This window comes from Streptoalloteichus hindustanus, from assembly GCF_900129375.1.
GTDB lineage: Bacteria > Actinomycetota > Actinomycetes > Mycobacteriales > Pseudonocardiaceae > Streptoalloteichus > Streptoalloteichus hindustanus.
The window spans coordinates 188,045-206,220 of sequence record NZ_FQVN01000001.1 but is presented as its reverse complement, the minus strand read 5'-3'; the positions used below and the strand labels follow the sequence as shown (position 1 = coordinate 206,220).

The window sequence follows — 18,176 nt, the reverse complement described above, 5'->3', positions numbered from 1 at the left end:
GGACTCCAGCGGTGACCGGACGCTACGAGGAGCCCGAAGGCCGGCAGTGGCAGCAGCCCGGCGCGACGCCGGCGCAACAGCCGGACCCGTCGGGCGCGGGTCGCGTCGATCCGTCGGCCTCGGGGCGGCACCAGGTGGCCGGCGGTCCGTCCGGCCCGTACCCGGTGGACGCGACGGGGCGCCCGGTGGAGCAGTCGGCTCCGCTGTACGCCGATCCGTCCAGCTCCGGTCAGTACCAGGTCGGTGGCGGCCACTCGGGCGCGTACCAGGTCGGCGGCGGCGCCTCCGGCCCCTACCCGGTGGCCGGCGGCCCGTCGGGGCCGTACCCGGTGGCGGGTGGGCCGTCCGGTCCGCACCAGGTCCCCGGCGCGCAGTCCGGCCCCTACCCGGTCGACCCGCACGCGTCCGGGCCGTACTACGTGGAGCAGCACGCCTCCGGGCCCCAGCAGCAGGTGGCGCAGCCCGGCTACTACCAGGCCGGCGTCCCCCAGGCCGGTGTTCCGCAGGCCGGCGCGCCGGTCGCGCCGCCGGGGCAGCAGCCGCAGCAGGGCGGCCGGCCCACCCAGCAGGACCTGTCCTCGTCGCAGCTGATCAAGCAGGGCAAGCGCCCGCCGCAGTCCGGCTGGCGCCGCGCCGTGTACATGGCGAGCGGGCGGGCGATCAACCTCGGCGAGAGCTCGGCCGACCTGCACCGCAGGGAGTTGATCGCGCGGATCAACCAGCCGCTGCACGGGTGCTACAAGATCGCGATGCTGAGCCTGAAGGGCGGCGTCGGCAAGACGACGACCACCACCACGCTCGGCTCGACGTTCTCGTCGCTGCGCGGCGACCGGGTGATCGCGGTGGACGCCAACCCCGACCGGGGGACGCTGGCGCAGAAGATCCCGCTGGAGACCACGGCCACCGTGCGGCACCTGCTGCGCGACGCCAGCCGGGTCCGCAAGTACAGCGACATCCGCGCCTACACCTCGCAGGGGCCGAGCCGGCTGGAGGTGCTCGCCAGCGAGCAGGACCCGGCGGTGTCCGAGGCGTTCAGCGAGCAGGACTACCGGCGCACGGTCGAGCTGCTGGAGCACTTCTACAACATCGTGCTCACCGACTGCGGCACCGGTCTGATGCACTCCGCCATGAAGGGCGTCCTGGAGCTGGCCGACTCGCTGGTGATCGTGTCGTCCGGATCGGTGGACGGCGCGCGCAGCGCCTCGGCCACCCTGGACTGGCTGGACGCGCACGGCTACCGGGATCTGGTGTCCCGGTCGGTCGCGGTGATCAACTCGGTGCGCCCCGGCTCGGGCAAGGTCGACCTGGACAAGCTGGCGCAGCACTTCGCGGCGCGCTGCCGCGCGGTCTGCCGCATCCCGTTCGACCCGCACCTGGAGGAGGGCGCGGAGATCGAGCTGGACCGGCTGGCCCCGGCCACCCGGCTGGCCCTGCTGGAGCTCGCGGCCACCGTGGCCGACGACTTCCCGCACGCCAGCGCCCGGGGTCGGACCCAGTGACCCGGTAATCGTTCGGTAAACGGATCCCCGCCCGGCGGGCTCTCGCCTGACCGAGTCCCGACCGGGTGGTGACGTCAGTGTGGGGAAGGTCTCCGTCCCCGGATCACGGGGTGGACGGGGAGCCGGAGTGGCGCGGGGGCGTGACGGCACGAGGCGCCGGCTTGAATCACCTGATGCGCGGGGCGGCGCCGGGCCGGCCACTCGTTCGAAGGCGCGTCGGGGCGGCGTCAGGGCGGGGGAGCGCCACGCGAGGATCGGGCCTCGCGGTGACCGGGTCGAGCCCGGCCGTCCTGGCCCGCCTGAGCTGCTCGTTCAGTGTTGTTCCGGGTCGTTCCGGATCGCTCGGAGATCGTCGCCGGGCGGTGAGCCGCGGCTACTGGTCCTCGTCCCGGCGCCGCACCCGTTCGTCGAGCTTGCGCAGGAACTCGGGGTCGTCGTCGGGGGCGACCGGCGCCCGGCGGGTCGACCGCGGTGGCAGGGTGCTCGGGCCGAAGGCCCGCCACATCAGGATGCCGACGGTCGCCGCGCCGATCACCGCGAGCAGGTACAGCACCGCGCCCACCTCCTTCGCGCGCCCCTCGGGGGCGGGGAGAGCTTCCCCACCCCCGTTGAGGTTAGCCCGATTCGCACGGTTCGCGGTGTCGGGTTCGCCCATCGCGTCGCACGGGCGGCGCGGGGTCAGCGGGTGTCGACCGGGTGACTGGCCTCGGTGGTCAGCGTCGCGAGCAGCGCCTGCACCTCGGACTCCCGGAACCGGCGGTGCCCCCCGGGTGTGCGGATCGATCCGATGCGGCCCGCGGTGGCCCAGCGGGTCACCGTCTTCGGGTCGACTCGGAACAGCGAGGCCACCTCGCCCGGGGTCAGCAGCCGCTCGGAGACCTGCTGGCGGTTCTGTTGGATGGACGCGGTCACGTTGCCCTCCTCTTACCAGCCGTGATTCCGGCGTTCCGGTCGCATCGTGACACCGCACCCGCCAGGTACTCGAACGCTTGGCTGGAGGTAAAGGGTCGGTAAGGGATGAAACGCCCACTTCGGTCAGGTTCCCACCAGCGAGTTCGCTCCCGCGCGTGGCGGGACGCGGCCAGCGGAGGGCTCCGGTGTGCGGTACGCGACACTAGGCGGCATGGACGCTGTGGACCGCCAGATCATCGCGGCGCTGCGGGCCAACGGCCGGGCCACCTACGCCGATCTCGGGCGCCAGGTGGGCCTGTCGGCCTCCGCGGTGCACGAGCGGGTCGGCAAGCTGGAGTCCTCGGGGGTGATCACCGGCTACCACGCGGTGGTGGACCCGCCCTCGGTGGGACTGGGCGTCACCGCGCTGGTCGGCATCCAGCCGACCGACACCGGCGACGACGACGAGATCGCCGCCGCGCTCGGCGAACTCCCCGAGGTCGAGTCCTGCTACGCGGTGGCGGGCGACGAGGCGTTCGTGGTGAAGATCCGGGTGGCCACGGTGGACGAGCTGGAGCGCTCGCTGGGCCGGCTGCGCCGGATCCACGGCGTGGCCAGGACCCGCACCACCGTCGTGCTGTCCACCCGGTTCGAGGGCCGGCCGAACGCGCCGGAGCCGGCGCCGCCCCCGGCCGTCCCGGACAAGTCGGGCGCGTAGCCTCAGCGTTCGTGACCTCCCACGACGACACCTCGCGCCCCGGAGGCGCACGCGACACCGGCACCGGGGACGGCAGTGCGACGCGTGGCCAGGCGGCCCGCGACGTCGCGCTCTACTCGCTCGCCCGGCTGGCGCTGGTCGCCGTCGTGACGGCCGTGCTGGTCCTCGTCCGGGTGCCGTTGCTCGTGTCCCTCGTGGTCGCGCTCGTGCTCGGCCTGCCCCTGTCGTTGCTGCTGTTCCGCGGCCTGCGGGCCCGGGCGACGACGAGCCTGGCCGCGGCCGGCGCGCGTCGGCGCTCCGAGCGGGAGCGGCTGCGGGCCCAGCTCCGGGGCGAGCGGCCGAGGGACGAGGTCGGCGAGGCCGACCGGGCCGGCGGGTCGGCCGGGCCCGGCGGGGACCGCCGGGCGGCGGCCGGGGAGGCCGGTCCAGGGCACGACGAGGGCGCCGACCGACCCCGGGGTGACCGGTCGGCCGACGGCGGCGCGACGGGCGGCGACGGCGTCCGCTAGGACCCGTCAGGCCTGCACGAGGTTGTCCTGGCCGTCCCGGTCGTCGGCGTGCTCGTCGTCGAACCAGTGGCCGTTCGGGCCCAGGTAGCGGAACCGCAGCCGACTGCCCTGGTCCACCGTGACGGTGGTGGACCTGGTCCCGTTCGAGCGCCGGCGCAGCTCGTGCTCCCCCGGCGTCCAGTCGTTGAAGCACCCGACGACGCTGACCGGACCGTCGGGCTCGCCCACCGGCAGCACGAAGGTGATGCGCACACGCCCGTCTCGCTGCTGCGTCTTCCGGATCACTTCTTCCTCCTTTCGGACGAGGTCAGGCCCATGATCCGGGCGGGGCTGGCCCGGCGCACGGGGGACGCGCGGGCAAACCACCGGCTCGGAGGAGGGTGAACAGCGACTACGCTGCGGTTTCGTGCAGGTGGACCGGTGCTGCGAGCCGACGCGAGACTGGGTCAGTGAAGCCGTTCGGGTGATCCTGGCCGACGCCAACCGGAGCGCGGACACGCATCTGCTGCGCTATCCGCTGCCCCCCGAATGGGGGATCGACCTCTACCTCAAGGACGAGTCGACCCACCCGACCGGCTCGCTCAAGCACCGCCTGGCCCGCTCGCTGTTCCTCCACGCGCTCTGCACCGGCTGGATCGTCGAGGGCACCCCGGTGATCGAGGCGTCCTCCGGATCCACCGCGGTGTCCGAGGCGTACTTCGCGCGCATGCTCGGGCTGCCGTTCATCGCGGTCATGCCCCGCTCGACGAGCCGGGAGAAGGTCGCCCTGATCGAGCGGCAGGGCGGCCGCTGCCACTTCGTGGACGCGCCGGGGGCGATCTACGACGAGTCCCGCCGGCTGGCCGCCGAGCTGCGGGGCCATTTCATGGACCAGTTCACACACGCGGAGCGGGCGACGGACTGGCGCGGCAACAACACCATCGCCGAGGCGATCTTCGAGCAGATGGCCATGGAGCCGCACCCCGAGCCGACGTGGATCGTGGTCGGCGCCGGGACCGGGGGCACCAGCGCGACCATCGGCCGGTTCGTCCGCTACCGGCGCCACCGGACCCGCCTCGCCGTCGTCGACCCCGAGCACTCGGTGTTCTTCGACGCCTGGCGGGAGGACGACCCGCGCCGCACCGGCGAGCGGGGCTCGCGCATCGAGGGCATCGGCCGGCCCCGGGTGGAGCCGTCGTTCCTGCCGGCGGTCATCGACCGGATGATCAAGGTCCCGGACGCCGGCTCGCTCGCCGCGATCCGGCACGCCGAGCGGGTGCTGGGCCGCCGGGTGGGCGGGTCGACCGGCACCAACCTGTGGGGCGTGTTCCAGCTCGTGGCCGAGATGCGCGGAGCGGGGCGGACGGGCAGTGTCGTCACCCTGCTCTGCGACGGGGGCGAACGGTACGCCAACACCTACTACGACGACGCGTGGGTGCGCGGCGAGGGGATCGACCTCGCCCCGTCCCTGGACACCCTCGGCCACTTCCACCGCACGGGTGAGTGGCGGAGCTGATCCGCACACGTCGCCGGCCGGTCACCCGACCGTGGGAGAGTTGGCGGAATGAGCACGAGAACGTGGCTGGCGCGGGTCACTCCCCGGGGGTACCTGCTGTTCGCCATCGCGGTCGTGATCGCGTTCGGCGCCATCGGCGTGTGGGCGTCGGGAGCCTTCGGCGGCTCCCGCATCCCCGCCTCCAGCCCGGGGGAGAAGCACGAGTACCGGTGGGGCGGGGGCGACCTGCTCCTGGAGGGGCTGGGCAGCCGGCCCGGCACGTGCCTGGTCCGGCCGGAGAAGGACTACCAGCGGGACGTCGCGGTCGCCGCCAGGGGCGGCGCCGGGGTCGAGCTGAACCCCTGGTTCGGCGGCCCGGCGTGGATCTCCTGCGACGTGGACGCCAAGGCCTACACCGGGAGCTCGATCGGCCTGCACACGAAGACCAGGTCCCTGGGCTTCCGGGTCGGCGTGCCGCTCGCGGTCCTGGTGCCCGTCGTGCTCGGCGTGGTCTACGGCGTGCGCCGCGAACCGCGCTGAGCCGGGAGGCGCGTGCTCAGAGCGCGAGCGCGACGCCGGTGGCCACCGACCAGACCAGCATCGCCAGCCCGGTGTCGCGCAGGACCGGGATCAACGCGCGGCCGGTGAAGCCGCGCAGGACCCGGCGCAGGGCGGGCACCACCAGCGCCACCGCGACCAGCGCGGTCAGCGCCAGCGGCTCCCGCAGCCCGATGAGGACGGTCAGCAGGAACGGGATGACCACCAGCGCGGTGTAGAGGGCGCGGGTGTCCCGGTCGCCGAGCAGGACGGCGAGCGTGCGCTTGCCCACCTCCTTGTCGGTGGGGATGTCGCGCAGGTTGTTGGCCACCAGCACGCCGCAGGAGAAGCAGCCCACGGCCACCGCCGCGCCCACGGCCACCCCGGTGACCCGTCCCGCGAGGACGTAGACCGTACCGAGCACGGCCACGAGCCCGAAGAACACGAAGACGGCGATCTCGCCCAGCCCGACGTAGCCGTACGGGCGCTTGCCGCCGGTGTAGAACCACGCGCCGGCGACGCAGAGCGCGCCGACGCCGAACAACCACCACTGGCCGGAGGCGACGACGAGCGCGGCGCCCGCGACCGCCGCGATCCCGAAGCTGGACCACGCCGCCGTGAGGACGGCGCGCGGCTTCGCGACGCCCGAGCCGACCAGCCGCAGCGGGCCGACCCGGTTGTCGTCGGTGCCCCGGATGCCGTCGGAGTAGTCGTTCGCGTAGTTCACGCCGACGATCAGCGCGAGCGAGACGAGCAGCGCGAGCGCGGCCTTCCACCAGACGAACGCGCCGAGCCCGGCCGCCACACCGACACCGACCACGACCGGAGCGATGGCGTTGGGCAACGTGCGCACCCGCGCGCCTTCGATCCACTGTGCCACCGTCGCCATGGGGACATCCTGCGACATCGCCGGGTGGGCCCGTCCCGCGCCCCCGTCGCTCGGCCTCCGGCGGCGGTCCGGGGTCCGGTCGTCGGCGCGGGGCGCGGCGCGCGGGAATGGGAGTGGGAAAACCGAAGAAGTTCGGTGCTGTCGCTCGGGGCCGGACCCCACGACCGCCCCCTGCGGTGATCATGAATTCCGCGCTCGCGCGGCCGGCCCGGCTCGCCGTCGGGCCGGCGGCGGCCCCGCCGGAACCCCCGACCCGGGCCTTGCCCCCGCCGCAATTCACGCGGGACCATGAAATAGGGGGTTCCCCCACATAACACCGTTTTGGACGAATTTGACGGCAGGGGTAGCCCGATCTGCGGGCTGCTGTCGGTTTTGGCCGCTGATTTCGTGGCTCACGGCCACGGCCACGGCCACGGCCACGGCCACGGCCACGGCCACGGCCACAGCCACAGCCACAGCCACGGGCACGGGCAGGGTTGGTGCGGCGGGCGCCCGGGGGAGGGATGCCCCGGGCGCCCGCCGGGTCGGGGTCAGCAGGGCGGGATCTCCGCGGTGACGTCGACCCGCCCCCTGGGGACGAACCGGTCCTGGCCCACGCGGAACCACTTGGTGGTGCCGTCGGCGAACTCACCCGTGGTCTCGCACTCCAGCGGAACCTGCGCGCGCGGCGTGGCCATGCCGTTCTCGGTCTCGGCGGTGACCTGCGGCTTGCTGTGCACCGTGATCACGTCGTCGCCGTTCACCGTGCCGACCGGACCCGTGCCGGTCCACACGTAGGTGACGGTGACCCACTCGTTCGCCGTCAGCCGCAGCCCGTCCCAGAACATGCCGTCCGCCAGGTCGATGCCCGCCGGATTGCGCACGGTGCGCCCGAACTGGTCCTTCCCCCCGTTGTGGCCGTCCTCGTACGCGGCCTGGGCCTGGGGCAGGCCCCGGGGGAGGTCCTGCCACATCTCGCGCTCGGCGTTCCAGTGGTCGTCCTTGGTGTTCCACGGGCCCACGTCCCACACCGGCGCCCACTCGCAGCGCCCGTTGTCCGCGCAGGCGCTCACCGTGTAGTCCCCGGTGTCCCTGGGGGCCAGCCCGCGGCGTGACGGGAGGGCCACGAAGTGGTCGCGGTCGACGATGATGTGGCCGTTCGCGGTCTTGCCGCCGACCAGCCCCTCGCGGGTGGCGTAGACCCGGAACGACGCGGGCGCCGCCGGCTTGTCCCCCTCGGGTTCGGGGGGCGCGGCCTCGGCGTCCGGCTCGGTGTCGCCGCTGAGCCGCAGTTGGCGCAGCTCCGGACCGGCCCCGCCGGGCGCGGCGGACAGCACCGCCCGGGCCTGGACGGTGGTGGTGGGTGTGGCGAGCGCCGCGGGCTGGCCCGGCCGCGCCTCGACCCACTCCGTCCACCGGCCGTCCCGCCGCCGCCCCCGGACGTCGACGGCCAGTTCGGCGCCGGGCGGCACGGCCCCGGTCAGGTCGGCGGCCACCCGGTTGACCGGCGTGGCGAGCCGACGTGGTGCGAGGACCAGGACGCCGGTGCGCCGCTGTGGAGGGGCGCCGACGTCCGACCGGCCGTGGCCGGCCAACCGCACCGTTCCCCGCTCGACGACGACGTCGCTGTCGTCGCGGTCGACTCCGGACAGGTCGACGACCCAGCTGGACGCCGCCGAGGCGGCCGGCGGTGAGACCGGGAGCGCGAGCGCGCCGACCACCAGTGCGGGGAGCAGACGACGCCATGGCACAACAACGACTCGCATGGCAGACGGCTCCGTTTCTCCGGTATCAGGACCGTCGGAAGCCCGGTCGAGCCGGGCGTCTCCGACCATTGGTCAGGAGAATCCCGGGGTCCGGAAACGGCAACTCGGGCCGCGTTCCGGGGGACACGGAATGCGGAAAACGCCCGTCGCTTTCGGTGCGCAAAGCGACAGAATAGGTTGTCGATCACCCGGACTGGTTACTTCGATGGGGCGAAAAGCGTGCGTACCGCGGTGCGATCAACCTTGCCCGGTCCACGGAGCGGAAGCGCCCGAACGAACGTCACCCGTTTCGGTGTCGCGGCTCGGCCGACCTGTTCCCGCACCGTGCCGCGCAGGGCGTCCGCGCTCGGCGGGGCCGCCGGGTCCACCGGGACGACCGCGGCCGCCACGGCCTGCCCCCACTCCGGGTCCGGCACGCCGACCACGCACGCCTCCAGCACCCCCGGCTGCGCGGCGAGCACCCGCTCCACCAGGATCGGCGCGACCTTCACGCCGCCGGTGTTGACCAGGTCGTCCACCCGGCCGAGGACCTCCCACCGCCCGTTCACGCCGCGTCGCCCGAGATCACTCGTGCGGAACCACCCGTCCCGGGGGTCGCCGAAGGCGGCGGCGGTCAGGTCGGCCCGGCCGCGGTAACCCCGAGCCACCACCGGCCCACCCAGCTCGATCCGGCCGACTCGCCCGTCGGGGGCGGCGGCGCCGTCGGCCGCCGACCCGCCGGCCCCGTCCGCGAGCCGCACGCGCACCCCGTCCAGGGGGACGCCGTCGTACACGCAGCCGCCGCTGGTCTCGCTCATCCCGTAGGTGGTGACAACGCGCACGCCGGCGCTCTCCGCCCGGTCCAGCAGCGCCGGAGGTGTCGCCGCGCCGCCGAGCAGCACGGCGTCGAAGGCCCGCAGCGCCGCGAGACCGGAGCCGCCCTCGGCGAGCAGTCGAGCGAGCTGCGTCGGCACCAGGGACGTGTAGTGCCGGCCCGCTCGGGCCAGCAGCGGTGCGGCGGCCTCGGCGAAGCCGGGCGGCCGGAAGCCACCCGAGGTGTCCATCACCACGGGCTCGGTCTCCGCGGTCAGCGACCGGACGAGGACCTGCGTCCCTGCGACCGACCAGGCGGGCAACGCGAGCAGCCAGTGGCCCGGCCCGCCCAGCCGGGCGTGGGTGGCCTCGGCGGAGGCGCGCAGCGCCCCGGCCGGCAGCAGGACGCCCTTGGGCTCTCCCGTGGAGCCCGAGGTCGCCACGACCAGCGCCGTCGGGCCGTCGGCCGCGTCGGCGCCGTGCTCGGCCGGGGTCAGCGGGCCGGCGCACAACGCCGCCACCAGGCGCTCGGCCGTCACCGGGTCGTCGGCGGGCACGGGCAGCACCGCCGGCCCCTCGCCGGCGAGCGCCCGCCGCAGCGGTGGCAGCAGCAGCGCGCCGCCGCCGGTCGGAACCGGCAGCGGGCGCAGCTCACGGGCTTCGGGCGCCACGATCCTGGTCAACCGGGGCGTCAGTAGTAGTACGGGTAGCGCGACCAGTCCGGCGCGCGCTTCTCCAGGAAGGCGTCACGACCCTCGACGGCCTCGTCGGTCATGTAGGCCAGCCGGGTCGTCTCGCCGGCGAAGAGCTGCTGCCCGACCAGCCCGTCGTCGATCAGGTTGAACGAGTACTTGAGCATGCGCTGTGCGGTCGGCGACTTGCCGTTGATCTCCCGCGCCCACTCCAGGGCGGTGGTCTCCAGCTCCGCGTGCGGGACGACCGCGTTCACCGCGCCCATGCGGTGCATCTCCTCGGCCGAGTAGGCGCGGCCGAGGAAGAAGATCTCCCGCGCGAACTTCTGGCCGACCTGCCGGGCCAGGTAGGCGGAGCCGTAGCCGCCGTCGAAGCTGCCCACGTCGGCGTCGGTCTGCTTGAACCGGGCGTGCTCGGCGCTGGCCAGTGTGAGATCACACACCACGTGCAGGCTGTGCCCGCCGCCGGCGGCCCAGCCGGGCACCACCGCGATGACCACCTTGGGCATGAACCGGATCAGCCGCTGGCACTCCAGGATGTGCAGCCGGCCGGCGCGGGCCGGGTCGACCGTGTCGCCCGTCTCACCGCTGGCGTACCGGTACCCGTCCCGGCCGCGGATGCGCTGGTCGCCGCCCGAGCAGAACGCCCAGCCGCCGTCCCTGGGCGACGGGCCGTTGCCCGTGAGCAGCACGCAGCCCACGTCCGGGCTCATCCGGGCGTGGTCCAACGCCCGGTACAGCTCGTCCACCGTGTGCGGGCGGAACGCGTTGCGGACCTCGGGGCGGTCGAACGCGATGCGCACCGTGCCCTGGTCCACCGCGCGGTGGTAGGTGATGTCGGTGAAGTCGAACCCCTCGACCGGCTTCCACGCGGCGGGGTCGAACAGCTCGGAGACCTGCGGCTCTGGCACGCCTGCGAGGATAGGGGTGTGTCCTCCACTCTTGTCGCCGCGCCACCACCGGCCCACCGGTGGTCCGTCGGCACGGGGTGGTGCCGGTGAATCCCTCCACGGCGCAGGCCCGGGTCGTCGTCGACGAGCTGGTGCGCAACGGCGTGCGTCACGTCGTGCTGAGCCCGGGATCGCGCAACGCCCCGCTCTCGTTCGCCCTGCACGAGGCGGCCGAAGCCGGTCGACTCCGGCTCCACGTGCGCATCGACGAGCGCAGCGCCTCGTTCCTCGCGCTCGGCATCGCCGCCCAGAGCCGCCAGCCGGTGGTGGTGTGCTGCACCTCCGGGACCGCGGCCGCCAACTTCCACCCCGCGGTGCTGGAGGCCGACCGCTCCGGCGTGCCGCTGATCGTGCTCACCGCCGACCGGCCGCCCGAGCTGCGCGCGGCCGGCGCCAACCAGGTCGTCGACCAGCACCGCCTCTACGGCGACGCGGTCCGGCTGTTCGCCGAGCTGGCCGTCGCGGAGCGCCGGAAGGGGCAGAACGCCTACTGGCGCAGTGAGGTGTGTCGCGCCTGGCACGCGGCGCGGGGCGACTGGTGGACCACGGCCGGCCCGGTGCACCTGAACATGCCGTTCCGCGACCCGCTCGTGCCCGACGGGGCCGAGGGTGACTGGTGCGAGTCGCTGGCCGGACGCCGCGAGGGTCTGCCCTGGACCGAGGTGACTGACCACTTCGCCGCCCCGAGCCTGGTCTGCCCGGGCGAGGGGCGGGGCGTGGTGCTGGTCTGCGAGGGGCACCCCCGGCTGGCCGTGCGCTGGGCCGAGGAGCACGGCTGGCCGGTGTTGTCCGAGTCCGGCGGGGTCGGCCTCGGCGGTCCGAACGCGATCAGCGCCGGCGCGTGGCTGCTCGGCATCGACGAGTTCCTGGCCGAACACCACCCCGACCAGGTGGTGTGCGTGGGGCGGCCCACGGTGTTCCGGCAGGTCCAGCGGCTGCTGGCCGACCCGGGCGTGGACGTCTACCTGGTGCACGACGGCAACGACTGGCCGGCGCCCGGCCACGACGTCCGCGAGGTCGGCCAGGCCCTCGGCGCGCCGTTCGGCGACCGCGACCCGGAGTGGCTGGCGGCCTGGCAGGCGGCCGAGAAGGCGGCGAGCGTCGCCCTGCACGCCGCGCTCGACGAGCAGCCGTGGCCGACCGGGCTGCACGTGGCCCGCACGGTCGTCGACGCCCTGCCCTCGGGCGCCCTGCTCGTCCTGGGCTCGTCGAACCCGACCCGCGACGTCGCGCTGGCCGCCCACCCCCGGCCCGACGTGCTCATGCTCCGCAACCGCGGGGTGGCCGGCATCGACGGCATGGTCTCCACCGCGGTGGGCGCCGCGCTCGGCCATCGCGGGCCGGCCTACGCCCTGCTCGGCGACCTGACCTTCCTGCACGACAGCAACGGGCTGTTGATCGGCCCGGACGAGGACCGGCCCGACCTGACGATCGTCGTGCTCAACGACGACGGCGGCGGCATCTTCTCGCTGCTCGAACAGGGTGCTCCCGAGCACGCCGGCTCGTTCGAGCGGGTCTTCGGCACGCCGCACGGCGTCCAGTTGTCCGCGCTGTGCGCGGCGCACGGCGTGCCGCACGTCACGGCCACCACGCAGGAGGAGCTGCGGACCGCCTTGCGGCCCGCGCCGGGCCTGCGGGTGGTCGAGGTGCGCACGGACCGCGCCCATCTCCGGGAGCTGCACCAGCGGGTGCGGGCCTCGGTCCGCGCCGCCCTGCTCGGCTGAACACCGGCGTGACCGGGGCCGCGCGCCTCGTCCGACCGCCCGAAGTCCGATCAGAGGCGCCGGGAGCGACGTGAGGGCGGCGGCCGCTGTCACCTCGTGGATCCACGGGTGGCGGCCCCCGCCGAGACGCTTGTCACTCCTCCTCGTCCCACTTCTTCGGCGGGCACGACAACCGCCCCCGGCGGGACGGCGTTCATCCAGGCTGTGTTCTTCGGACGACATGTCGGCAGGCGGTTGGACGCCGACTTCGAGGAGTTCGTCACCGCGCGGTCGGCCGGGCTCCTCCGCCTGGCCTTCCTGCTGGTCAACGACCGCGGGCACGCGGAGGACCTGCTCCAGACCGCGTTGCTGCGGACCGCGATGCGGTGGCATCGGGTCAGGGAGCAGCCCGACGCGTACGTGCCCCCACCCTGTTGCCGACGGTGGGCCGGCGCTACGCCCGGCGCATCGCGGCCCGGCGTGCCGTCCTGACCGCAGCGCCGGTCGCGATCGCGCTCGTCGTCGGTCTGGTCGCTCTGACACCCGGTGGTGGCGCGCCGGAGGCCGGTGACCTCCAGCAGAAGGCCGCTCCCCCGATCGGGTTCTGAGTGGACCGGGAGACCTGTCTGCCGGTGCGCGGGGAGCGCCAGCAGGGCGGTGGGTGGGAACGCCCGTCGGACCTGGAGTGGCTGAAGCCGACGCCGGACAACCTGGAGAAGCTCGTCGCGCCCGTGCCGGAGGGTTTCACCGAGCAGCGTTGACGACCGACGGGAGACGTGTGCTGTCCCGTCCCCGCGGTCCGGTCGCCCGGACGGGTGGGGCTGGCGGCGACCGCGCTCGACTGCGACTCTGCCGTTTCGTCACCGTGGGTCACGTTGTCCTACGCTGCGCAAGAAACGGGGTGAAGTGGCTCGTCGGCCGGTCGCTCCGAGCGCAACCTCCGACGGGTGCACGTCCGCCGACGGCTCCGGGCCGGGTGCCGACACCGGCGTTGACCAGCGCCGTTCCACGCCGTGACCCCCAACGTACGGAGGGTGGCGGCCGGGGAGGGGCCTCGATACGTTCGGCCGCACGCATTCGGCTGACTGGGAGGTTCAGCACGTGGCCGTGAGAAACACCCTTCGCGTCGCCGCCGCGGCGACCTGCGCACTCGCCCTGCTGGCGTTGCCGGCGGGCGCTGGGACCGAGGGGCCGGGCTCGGCGGGCGTCGGGGACCCGTACTTCCCCACCGACGGCAACGGCGGGTACGACGTCGCCCACTACGACATCCGCCTGAAGTACCAGCCCTCGGACGACCGGCTTGAGGGCACGACGACCATCGTGGCGAAGCCGACGCAGGACCTCACCCGGTTCAACCTGGACTTCGCGCTCAAGGTCAACTCCATTCGGGTCAACGGCACCCCGGTGCGGACCTTCACCCAGCAGGGCAAGGAGTTGCAGGTCACGCCGGCCACCACGCTGCGGCGCGGCAGCCTGCTGACGATCGTCGTCGACTACGCCGACACCCCGTCGAACGTGAAGGTCGACGGCACGACCGCGTGGCGCAGGACCTCCGACGGCGCGGTGGCGATCGACGAGCCGCACATCTCGTCGTGGTGGTTCCCGGGCAACGACCACCCGACGGACAAGGCCACGTTCGACATCTCCGTCGCGGTGCCGGAGGGCACCGAGGTGCTGTCCAACGGCGTGCTCAAGAGCAACCCCACCAAGTACGGCTGGACGCGCTGGAACTGGCGGAGCACCAAGCCGATGGCCACCTACCTGGCCTTCCTGGCGGTCGGCCAGTACGAGATCAACACCAAGACCGGGTACAACGGGCAGCCGTTCGTCACCGCCTACTCCGAGGGCCTCGGCGAGATCGAGGGCGCGGCCAAGGCGAGCATCGAGCGCACGCCGGAGGCGGTCGAGTTCCTGGTCGGCCTGTACGGCGACTACCCGTTCGAGGCGCAGGGCGGCGTCGTGCCGAAGGAGGGGCTGGGCTTCGCGCTGGAGAACCAGACCCGGCCGACCTACAGCCCGGCGTTCTTCCGCAACGGCGCCAACATGTACGTGGTCGTGCACGAGAACGCCCACCAGTGGTTCGGCGACTCGGTGTCGGTGCAGACCTGGCGCAACGTCTGGCTGAACGAGGGCTTCGCCACCTACTCCGAGTGGCTGTGGTCGGAGGCCAAGGGCGAGGGCACCGCGCAGCAGCTGTTCGACTACGAGTACGGCCGTCGCCCGGCCGACGACCCGTTCTGGCAGGTCCTGCCCGGTGACCCGGGCTCGAAGCAGGTCTTCCACAACGCGGTGTACGACCGCGGGGCGATGACGCTGCACGCGCTGCGCACCGAGGTGGGCGACCAGGCGTTCTTCTCGACCATCAAGAGCTGGGTCGCCCAGAAGAAGTACCAGAACGGCACGATCGAGGAGTTCATCGCGCACGCCGAGAAGATCTCCGGCAAGAAGCTCGGGAAGCTCTTCGAGACCTGGTTGTTCACCAAGGGTAAGCCCCAGGTGGGCGCGCAGAGCGGGGTGGCGGCCAGCGCGGCCCTCGCCGCCGGCCAGTTCGCGGCGGCGGCCGCGGGCGACACCACGGCGGCCCTGCCGGCCAAGCCGAAGTCGGCCGACAAGATCCGCGCGACCCACGAGACGCTGCACAGCGCGCACAGCGCGCACAAGTGAGCGGCAGCACGACCGTCGCGCCTTCCGGCCGCCCGCCCGGTTCACCGAACCGGGCGGGCGGCCCGCGTTCGGGGAGGTGGCGGGCTCACCCGGCGGTCTCGGTCACCCGCCAGTAGGGGCCACCCGTCCAGGTGGCCTCCAGCCGGGACGTGCCGCCCGCCGAGCGGAAGGTGATGACGACCAGATCCGGCCGCTGCCGCTCGACCTGGGCGGAGTAGCCCTTGCCCGGGGTCGCCGAGACCGCGTCGACCCCGCCCTCGCCGAACCGGACGCCGGCGTCGCCGCCGTGCAGCCGGAAGCTCCGCAGGTAGACCGGGCGACCGCCCTCCCACACCCACGTCCCCTCGTGCGGGAGCGGGGGCGGCGCGGGCGTGGTGCGTTCGGTCGTCGTCCGGCGTGCGCTGCTCGTGGTCGGGGCCGCGGTGGTGGTGTGGGCGGCGGGGGTGGCTGTGGCCGTCGGCGTGGGACTGGGCGGGGGTGACGACGTGGGCGCCTCGGGCGTGGCGAGCACCACGGTGTGCGTGGGCGCCGCGAGTCCGGCGTGCAGGTCGAAGCGCTGCGGGAGGGTGACGCCGAAGACCGAGCGCACGCCCAGCCAGGACAGGGCGACGGCGCACGCGGTCACCGTGAGCCACGCCGCGACGTACCGGACGCGCACCCGCACCCACCCCCATCCGCCGGTCCGAAGCCTCGGACGACGTGTGGCGAACACCGCCGGTACCGGGAGCCGACGGCCGGGCACGAGCGTATTCGACCACGCTCCGTCCCCGCTGCCCCGATACCGTCCGTTATTTCGGGATCAGCGGCTGCTCCGTTCCGCGCCCGTTCCTGAACGGGGAATCTCCGGTGTCCCGGAGAAGGGGCGACGGATATTTGCCGATGTCAATTCACGGAGGTCGCCGGGGAAAGGACGATCTGGCCCCGCCGCCGCGACGCGAAGTAGCGTACGGGGGTGCCCGCGATTCTCCTGGTCGAAGACGACGTGGTGGTGCGCGCCGCCGTGCAGCGGGCGCTGCGGGAGCACGGTCACGTCGTCGTGCCGGTCGGCACCGCCCTGGACGCCCTGCGCGCGGTGACCACGCACCGACCCGACCTCGTCGTGCTCGACCTCGGCCTGCCCGACCTGGACGGCAGCGACGCGCTGCGCATGATCCGCGGGGTGTGCGACGTCCCGGTCGTGGTGGCCACGGCCCGCGACGACGAGGCCGAGATCGTCCGGCTGCTCAACGCCGGCGCCGACGACTACGTGGTCAAGCCGTTCTCCAGCGAGCACCTGGCCGCGCGGCTGTCCGCCGTGCTGCGGCGCGCCCGGCCGGCGCGGGAGCCGGGGCCGATCGAGGTGGGCGGCCTGCGGGTGGACGTCCGGCGCCGGGAGGCCGAGTTGGACGGCCGGCCGCTGAGCCTGACCCGCAAGGAGTTCGACCTGCTCGCCTACCTCGCGGCCAGGGCCGGTCAGGTGGTGGAGCGCGCCACCCTGCTCACCGAGGTGTGGCGGCTGCCCGCCGGCCAGGACGACCAGACCCTGGACGTCCACCTGTCCTGGCTGCGGCGCAAGCTCGGGGAGCGCGCGGCCCGGCCCCGCTACCTGCACACCGTGCGGGGCGTGGGCGTGAAGCTGGTGGCTCCCCGGTGACGACCGCCCCGATGTCGACCGTCCTGGTGAGCACCGCCCTGCTGAGCGCTGCCCTGGGGACCATCGCCCAGGTGAGCACTGCCCGGGGGCCGGCGTGAGGCGGAGCCTGGCCACCCTCGCGCTCGCCGTCACCTCGATGGTCGCGCTGGCCTTCCTGCTGCCGCTGGGCTTCGTGGTGGGCGAGCTGGCCAGCGACCGCGCGCTGTCCGAGGCCGAGCGGCAGGCCAGCGCGCTCGCGCCGGTGCTGGTGATCACCACCGACGCCGCCCAGCTCCGGCGCGCGGTGGCGAGCACCCCGATGGGCTCGGCGGGCCGGCTCGTCGTGCACCTGCCGGGCGACACCGTGCTTGGCGCCAGCCGGGTGCCGTCCCACCAGGTCACCGTCGCCTCGGCGGAGGGGCGCTCGTTCACCGCGGCCGTGCCGGGCGGCCAGGTGGTGCTCCAGCCGATCGTGCTGGGCCAGAGCGGCACGGCCGTGGTGGAGGCGTTCGTGCCGGAGGCCGAGCTGACCAGGGGAGTGGCCACGGCGTGGCTCGTGCTGTCCTGCGTGGCCCTCGGGCTGGTCGCCTGCTCGGTGTTCGTCGCCGACCGGCTGGGCTCCCGGATGGTCCGCGCGGTCGGCACACTCGCGGCCGGCGCGAAGGAGGTCGGCAGCGGGAACACCGAGGTCAGGGTGAGCGTCGACGGGCCGAGGGAGCTGACCCAGGTGGCCGCCTCGTTCAACGCGATGGCCGAGCGGGTGGCCACCCTGCTGCGGGCGGAGCGCGAGTTCGTCGCCGACCTGTCGCACCGGCTGCGCACCCCGCTGACCGCGTTGCTGCTCGACGCCGAGTCCTTCGGCGGGGATCCGAGGGCCGACCAGATCCGGCAGTCGGTGTACGCGCTGGAGTTCGAGGTCAACGAGATCATCCGCACCGCGCGGGGCGGCCTCGCCGAGCGGGCCGGCGAGGGCTGCGACGTGGCCGCGCTGCTGCGCGACCGGCTGACGTTCTGGTCGGCGCTGGCCGAGGACCAGGAGCGGATGTGGCGGCTGCGGGGCGTGGACCGCCCGGTGACCGTCCCGGTCGCCCGTGCCGACCTCGCGGCCGCGACCGACGCCCTGCTGAGCAACATCTTCCGGCACACGCCGCACGGGGTGGCCTTCGCCGTCACCCTGCGCGCCGAGCCGACCGCGGTGACCATCGCCGTCGACGACGCCGGGCCCGGGGTCCGCGACCCGAGGGCGGCCGTGCGCCGGGGCGCGAGCGGGCGCGGCTCCACCGGACTGGGGCTGGACATCGTCGACCGGCTCGCGCGGAGCACCGGTGGCGCCCTGCACGTCGAGCGCGGCCCGCTCGGCGGAGCGCGGTTCCGACTGGTGCTCGGGATCGCCGGCGCCCGGGAGCCCGAGCCTGACCGCTCCGCCGAATGATCTCGCCTTACCGCCGGCTCAGCGTTTCCTTAAATGCACCATAAATAACTTTCCCGTGGTCGTGCCCGG

The 18,176-nt window shown here is 74.0% G+C and carries 19 protein-coding genes; 11 read left to right on the top strand and 8 right to left on the bottom strand.

The annotated features are described in order from the left end of the window. Window positions 1-11 precede the first annotated feature (11 nt). Window positions 12-1,499, top strand: coding sequence for a MinD/ParA family ATP-binding protein (locus BUE43_RS01020; protein ID WP_073479421.1), 1,488 nt, complete (start codon window positions 12-14; stop codon window positions 1,497-1,499). 373 nt (window positions 1,500-1,872) lie between these two features. On the opposite strand, the gene BUE43_RS01015 is transcribed toward BUE43_RS01020, so the two are convergent. Then, window positions 1,873-2,052 (bottom strand): hypothetical protein, encoded by a 180-nt coding sequence (locus BUE43_RS01015; protein WP_073480158.1) that lies wholly within the window; start codon window positions 2,050-2,052, stop codon window positions 1,873-1,875. Between the two features lie 125 nt (window positions 2,053-2,177). Beyond that, window positions 2,178-2,411: a BldC family transcriptional regulator gene (locus BUE43_RS01010; RefSeq protein WP_073479420.1), complete on the bottom strand. Its 234-nt coding sequence runs from the start codon at window positions 2,409-2,411 to the stop codon at window positions 2,178-2,180. A 211-nt stretch (window positions 2,412-2,622) separates the two neighbouring features. On the opposite strand from BUE43_RS01010, the gene BUE43_RS01005 reads away from it, so the two are divergent. Continuing rightward, window positions 2,623-3,108: an Lrp/AsnC family transcriptional regulator gene (locus BUE43_RS01005; protein WP_073479419.1), complete on the top strand. Its 486-nt coding sequence runs from the start codon at window positions 2,623-2,625 to the stop codon at window positions 3,106-3,108. Window positions 3,109-3,119: 11 nt separating this feature from the next. After that, window positions 3,120-3,617: a DUF4229 domain-containing protein gene (locus BUE43_RS01000; protein WP_073479418.1), complete on the top strand. Its 498-nt coding sequence runs from the start codon at window positions 3,120-3,122 to the stop codon at window positions 3,615-3,617. A gap of 6 nt (window positions 3,618-3,623) precedes the next feature. Here the strand turns inward: BUE43_RS01000 and BUE43_RS00995 are convergent, their stop codons facing one another. After that, the gene (locus BUE43_RS00995) at window positions 3,624-3,902 is read right to left on the bottom strand and encodes an early set domain-containing protein (protein WP_073479417.1); all 279 of its coding nucleotides are present in this window, start codon (window positions 3,900-3,902) and stop codon (window positions 3,624-3,626) included. 127 nt (window positions 3,903-4,029) lie between these two features. On the opposite strand from BUE43_RS00995, the gene cds1 reads away from it, so the two are divergent. Beyond that, a complete protein-coding gene (cds1, locus tag BUE43_RS00990; RefSeq protein ID WP_083959329.1) occupies window positions 4,030-5,112 on the top strand; it encodes an L-cysteine desulfhydrase Cds1 in 1,083 nt (360 codons plus the stop codon). Window positions 5,113-5,160: 48 nt separating this feature from the next. Beyond that, window positions 5,161-5,631 carry a hypothetical protein gene (locus BUE43_RS00985; RefSeq protein ID WP_073479415.1) on the top strand — a complete coding sequence of 157 codons (471 nt, stop codon included), beginning with the start codon at window positions 5,161-5,163 and terminating at the stop codon, window positions 5,629-5,631. A gap of 16 nt (window positions 5,632-5,647) precedes the next feature. On the opposite strand, the gene BUE43_RS00980 is transcribed toward BUE43_RS00985, so the two are convergent. The 4 genes from BUE43_RS00980 to BUE43_RS00965 all read right to left on the bottom strand — a co-directional run bounded on the left by BUE43_RS00980 (window position 5,648) and on the right by BUE43_RS00965 (window position 10,657). Continuing rightward, window positions 5,648-6,517, bottom strand: a complete 870-nt coding sequence (locus BUE43_RS00980) for a 1,4-dihydroxy-2-naphthoate polyprenyltransferase (protein ID WP_073479414.1) — start codon at window positions 6,515-6,517, stop codon at window positions 5,648-5,650. A 530-nt stretch (window positions 6,518-7,047) separates the two neighbouring features. Continuing rightward, window positions 7,048-8,262: a hypothetical protein gene (locus tag BUE43_RS00975; RefSeq protein WP_073479413.1), complete on the bottom strand. Its 1,215-nt coding sequence runs from the start codon at window positions 8,260-8,262 to the stop codon at window positions 7,048-7,050. A 197-nt stretch (window positions 8,263-8,459) separates the two neighbouring features. Beyond that, window positions 8,460-9,704: an o-succinylbenzoate--CoA ligase gene (gene menE, locus BUE43_RS00970; RefSeq protein WP_407697087.1), complete on the bottom strand. Its 1,245-nt coding sequence runs from the start codon at window positions 9,702-9,704 to the stop codon at window positions 8,460-8,462. Between the two features lie 41 nt (window positions 9,705-9,745). Beyond that, window positions 9,746-10,657, bottom strand: a complete 912-nt coding sequence (locus BUE43_RS00965) for a 1,4-dihydroxy-2-naphthoyl-CoA synthase (protein WP_073479412.1) — start codon at window positions 10,655-10,657, stop codon at window positions 9,746-9,748. 86 nt (window positions 10,658-10,743) lie between these two features. Between BUE43_RS00965 and menD the strand changes: the two genes are divergently transcribed. From menD to BUE43_RS00950, 4 genes are all read left to right on the top strand, one after another. After that, window positions 10,744-12,420 (top strand): 2-succinyl-5-enolpyruvyl-6-hydroxy-3-cyclohexene-1-carboxylic-acid synthase, encoded by a 1,677-nt coding sequence (gene menD, locus BUE43_RS00960; RefSeq protein ID WP_073480156.1) that lies wholly within the window; start codon window positions 10,744-10,746, stop codon window positions 12,418-12,420. A gap of 204 nt (window positions 12,421-12,624) precedes the next feature. After that, on the top strand, window positions 12,625-12,891 hold the full coding sequence (locus BUE43_RS00955) for a SigE family RNA polymerase sigma factor (RefSeq protein WP_073479411.1): 267 nt from the start codon (window positions 12,625-12,627) through the stop codon (window positions 12,889-12,891). Between the two features lie 116 nt (window positions 12,892-13,007). Then, window positions 13,008-13,160, top strand: a complete 153-nt coding sequence (locus BUE43_RS34000) for a hypothetical protein (RefSeq protein ID WP_159447671.1) — start codon at window positions 13,008-13,010, stop codon at window positions 13,158-13,160. A 340-nt stretch (window positions 13,161-13,500) separates the two neighbouring features. Next, on the top strand, window positions 13,501-15,063 hold the full coding sequence (locus BUE43_RS00950) for a M1 family metallopeptidase (RefSeq protein ID WP_073479410.1): 1,563 nt from the start codon (window positions 13,501-13,503) through the stop codon (window positions 15,061-15,063). A gap of 85 nt (window positions 15,064-15,148) precedes the next feature. On the opposite strand, the gene BUE43_RS00945 is transcribed toward BUE43_RS00950, so the two are convergent. After that, window positions 15,149-15,727, bottom strand: a complete 579-nt coding sequence (locus BUE43_RS00945; protein WP_073479409.1) for a hypothetical protein — start codon at window positions 15,725-15,727, stop codon at window positions 15,149-15,151. Window positions 15,728-16,015: 288 nt separating this feature from the next. Between BUE43_RS00945 and BUE43_RS00940 the strand changes: the two genes are divergently transcribed. Both BUE43_RS00940 and BUE43_RS00935 read left to right on the top strand, forming a co-directional pair. After that, window positions 16,016-16,696 (top strand): response regulator transcription factor, encoded by a 681-nt coding sequence (locus BUE43_RS00940; RefSeq protein ID WP_143173888.1) that lies wholly within the window; start codon window positions 16,016-16,018, stop codon window positions 16,694-16,696. 94 nt (window positions 16,697-16,790) lie between these two features. Beyond that, a complete protein-coding gene (locus BUE43_RS00935) occupies window positions 16,791-18,107 on the top strand; it encodes a sensor histidine kinase (protein ID WP_073479408.1) in 1,317 nt (438 codons plus the stop codon). Window positions 18,108-18,176: the final 69 nt, after the last annotated feature.

Coding starts and splice junctions, on each gene's coding strand:
- BUE43_RS00975 (WP_073479413.1), bottom strand. CDS start 8,262: ATGCGAGTCGTTGTTGTGCCATGGCGTCGTCTGCTCCCCGCACTGGTG.
- BUE43_RS01005 (WP_073479419.1), top strand. CDS start 2,623: ATGGACGCTGTGGACCGCCAGATCATCGCGGCGCTGCGGGCCAACGGC.
- BUE43_RS00985 (WP_073479415.1), top strand. CDS start 5,161: ATGAGCACGAGAACGTGGCTGGCGCGGGTCACTCCCCGGGGGTACCTG.
- BUE43_RS00980 (WP_073479414.1), bottom strand. CDS start 6,517: ATGGCGACGGTGGCACAGTGGATCGAAGGCGCGCGGGTGCGCACGTTG.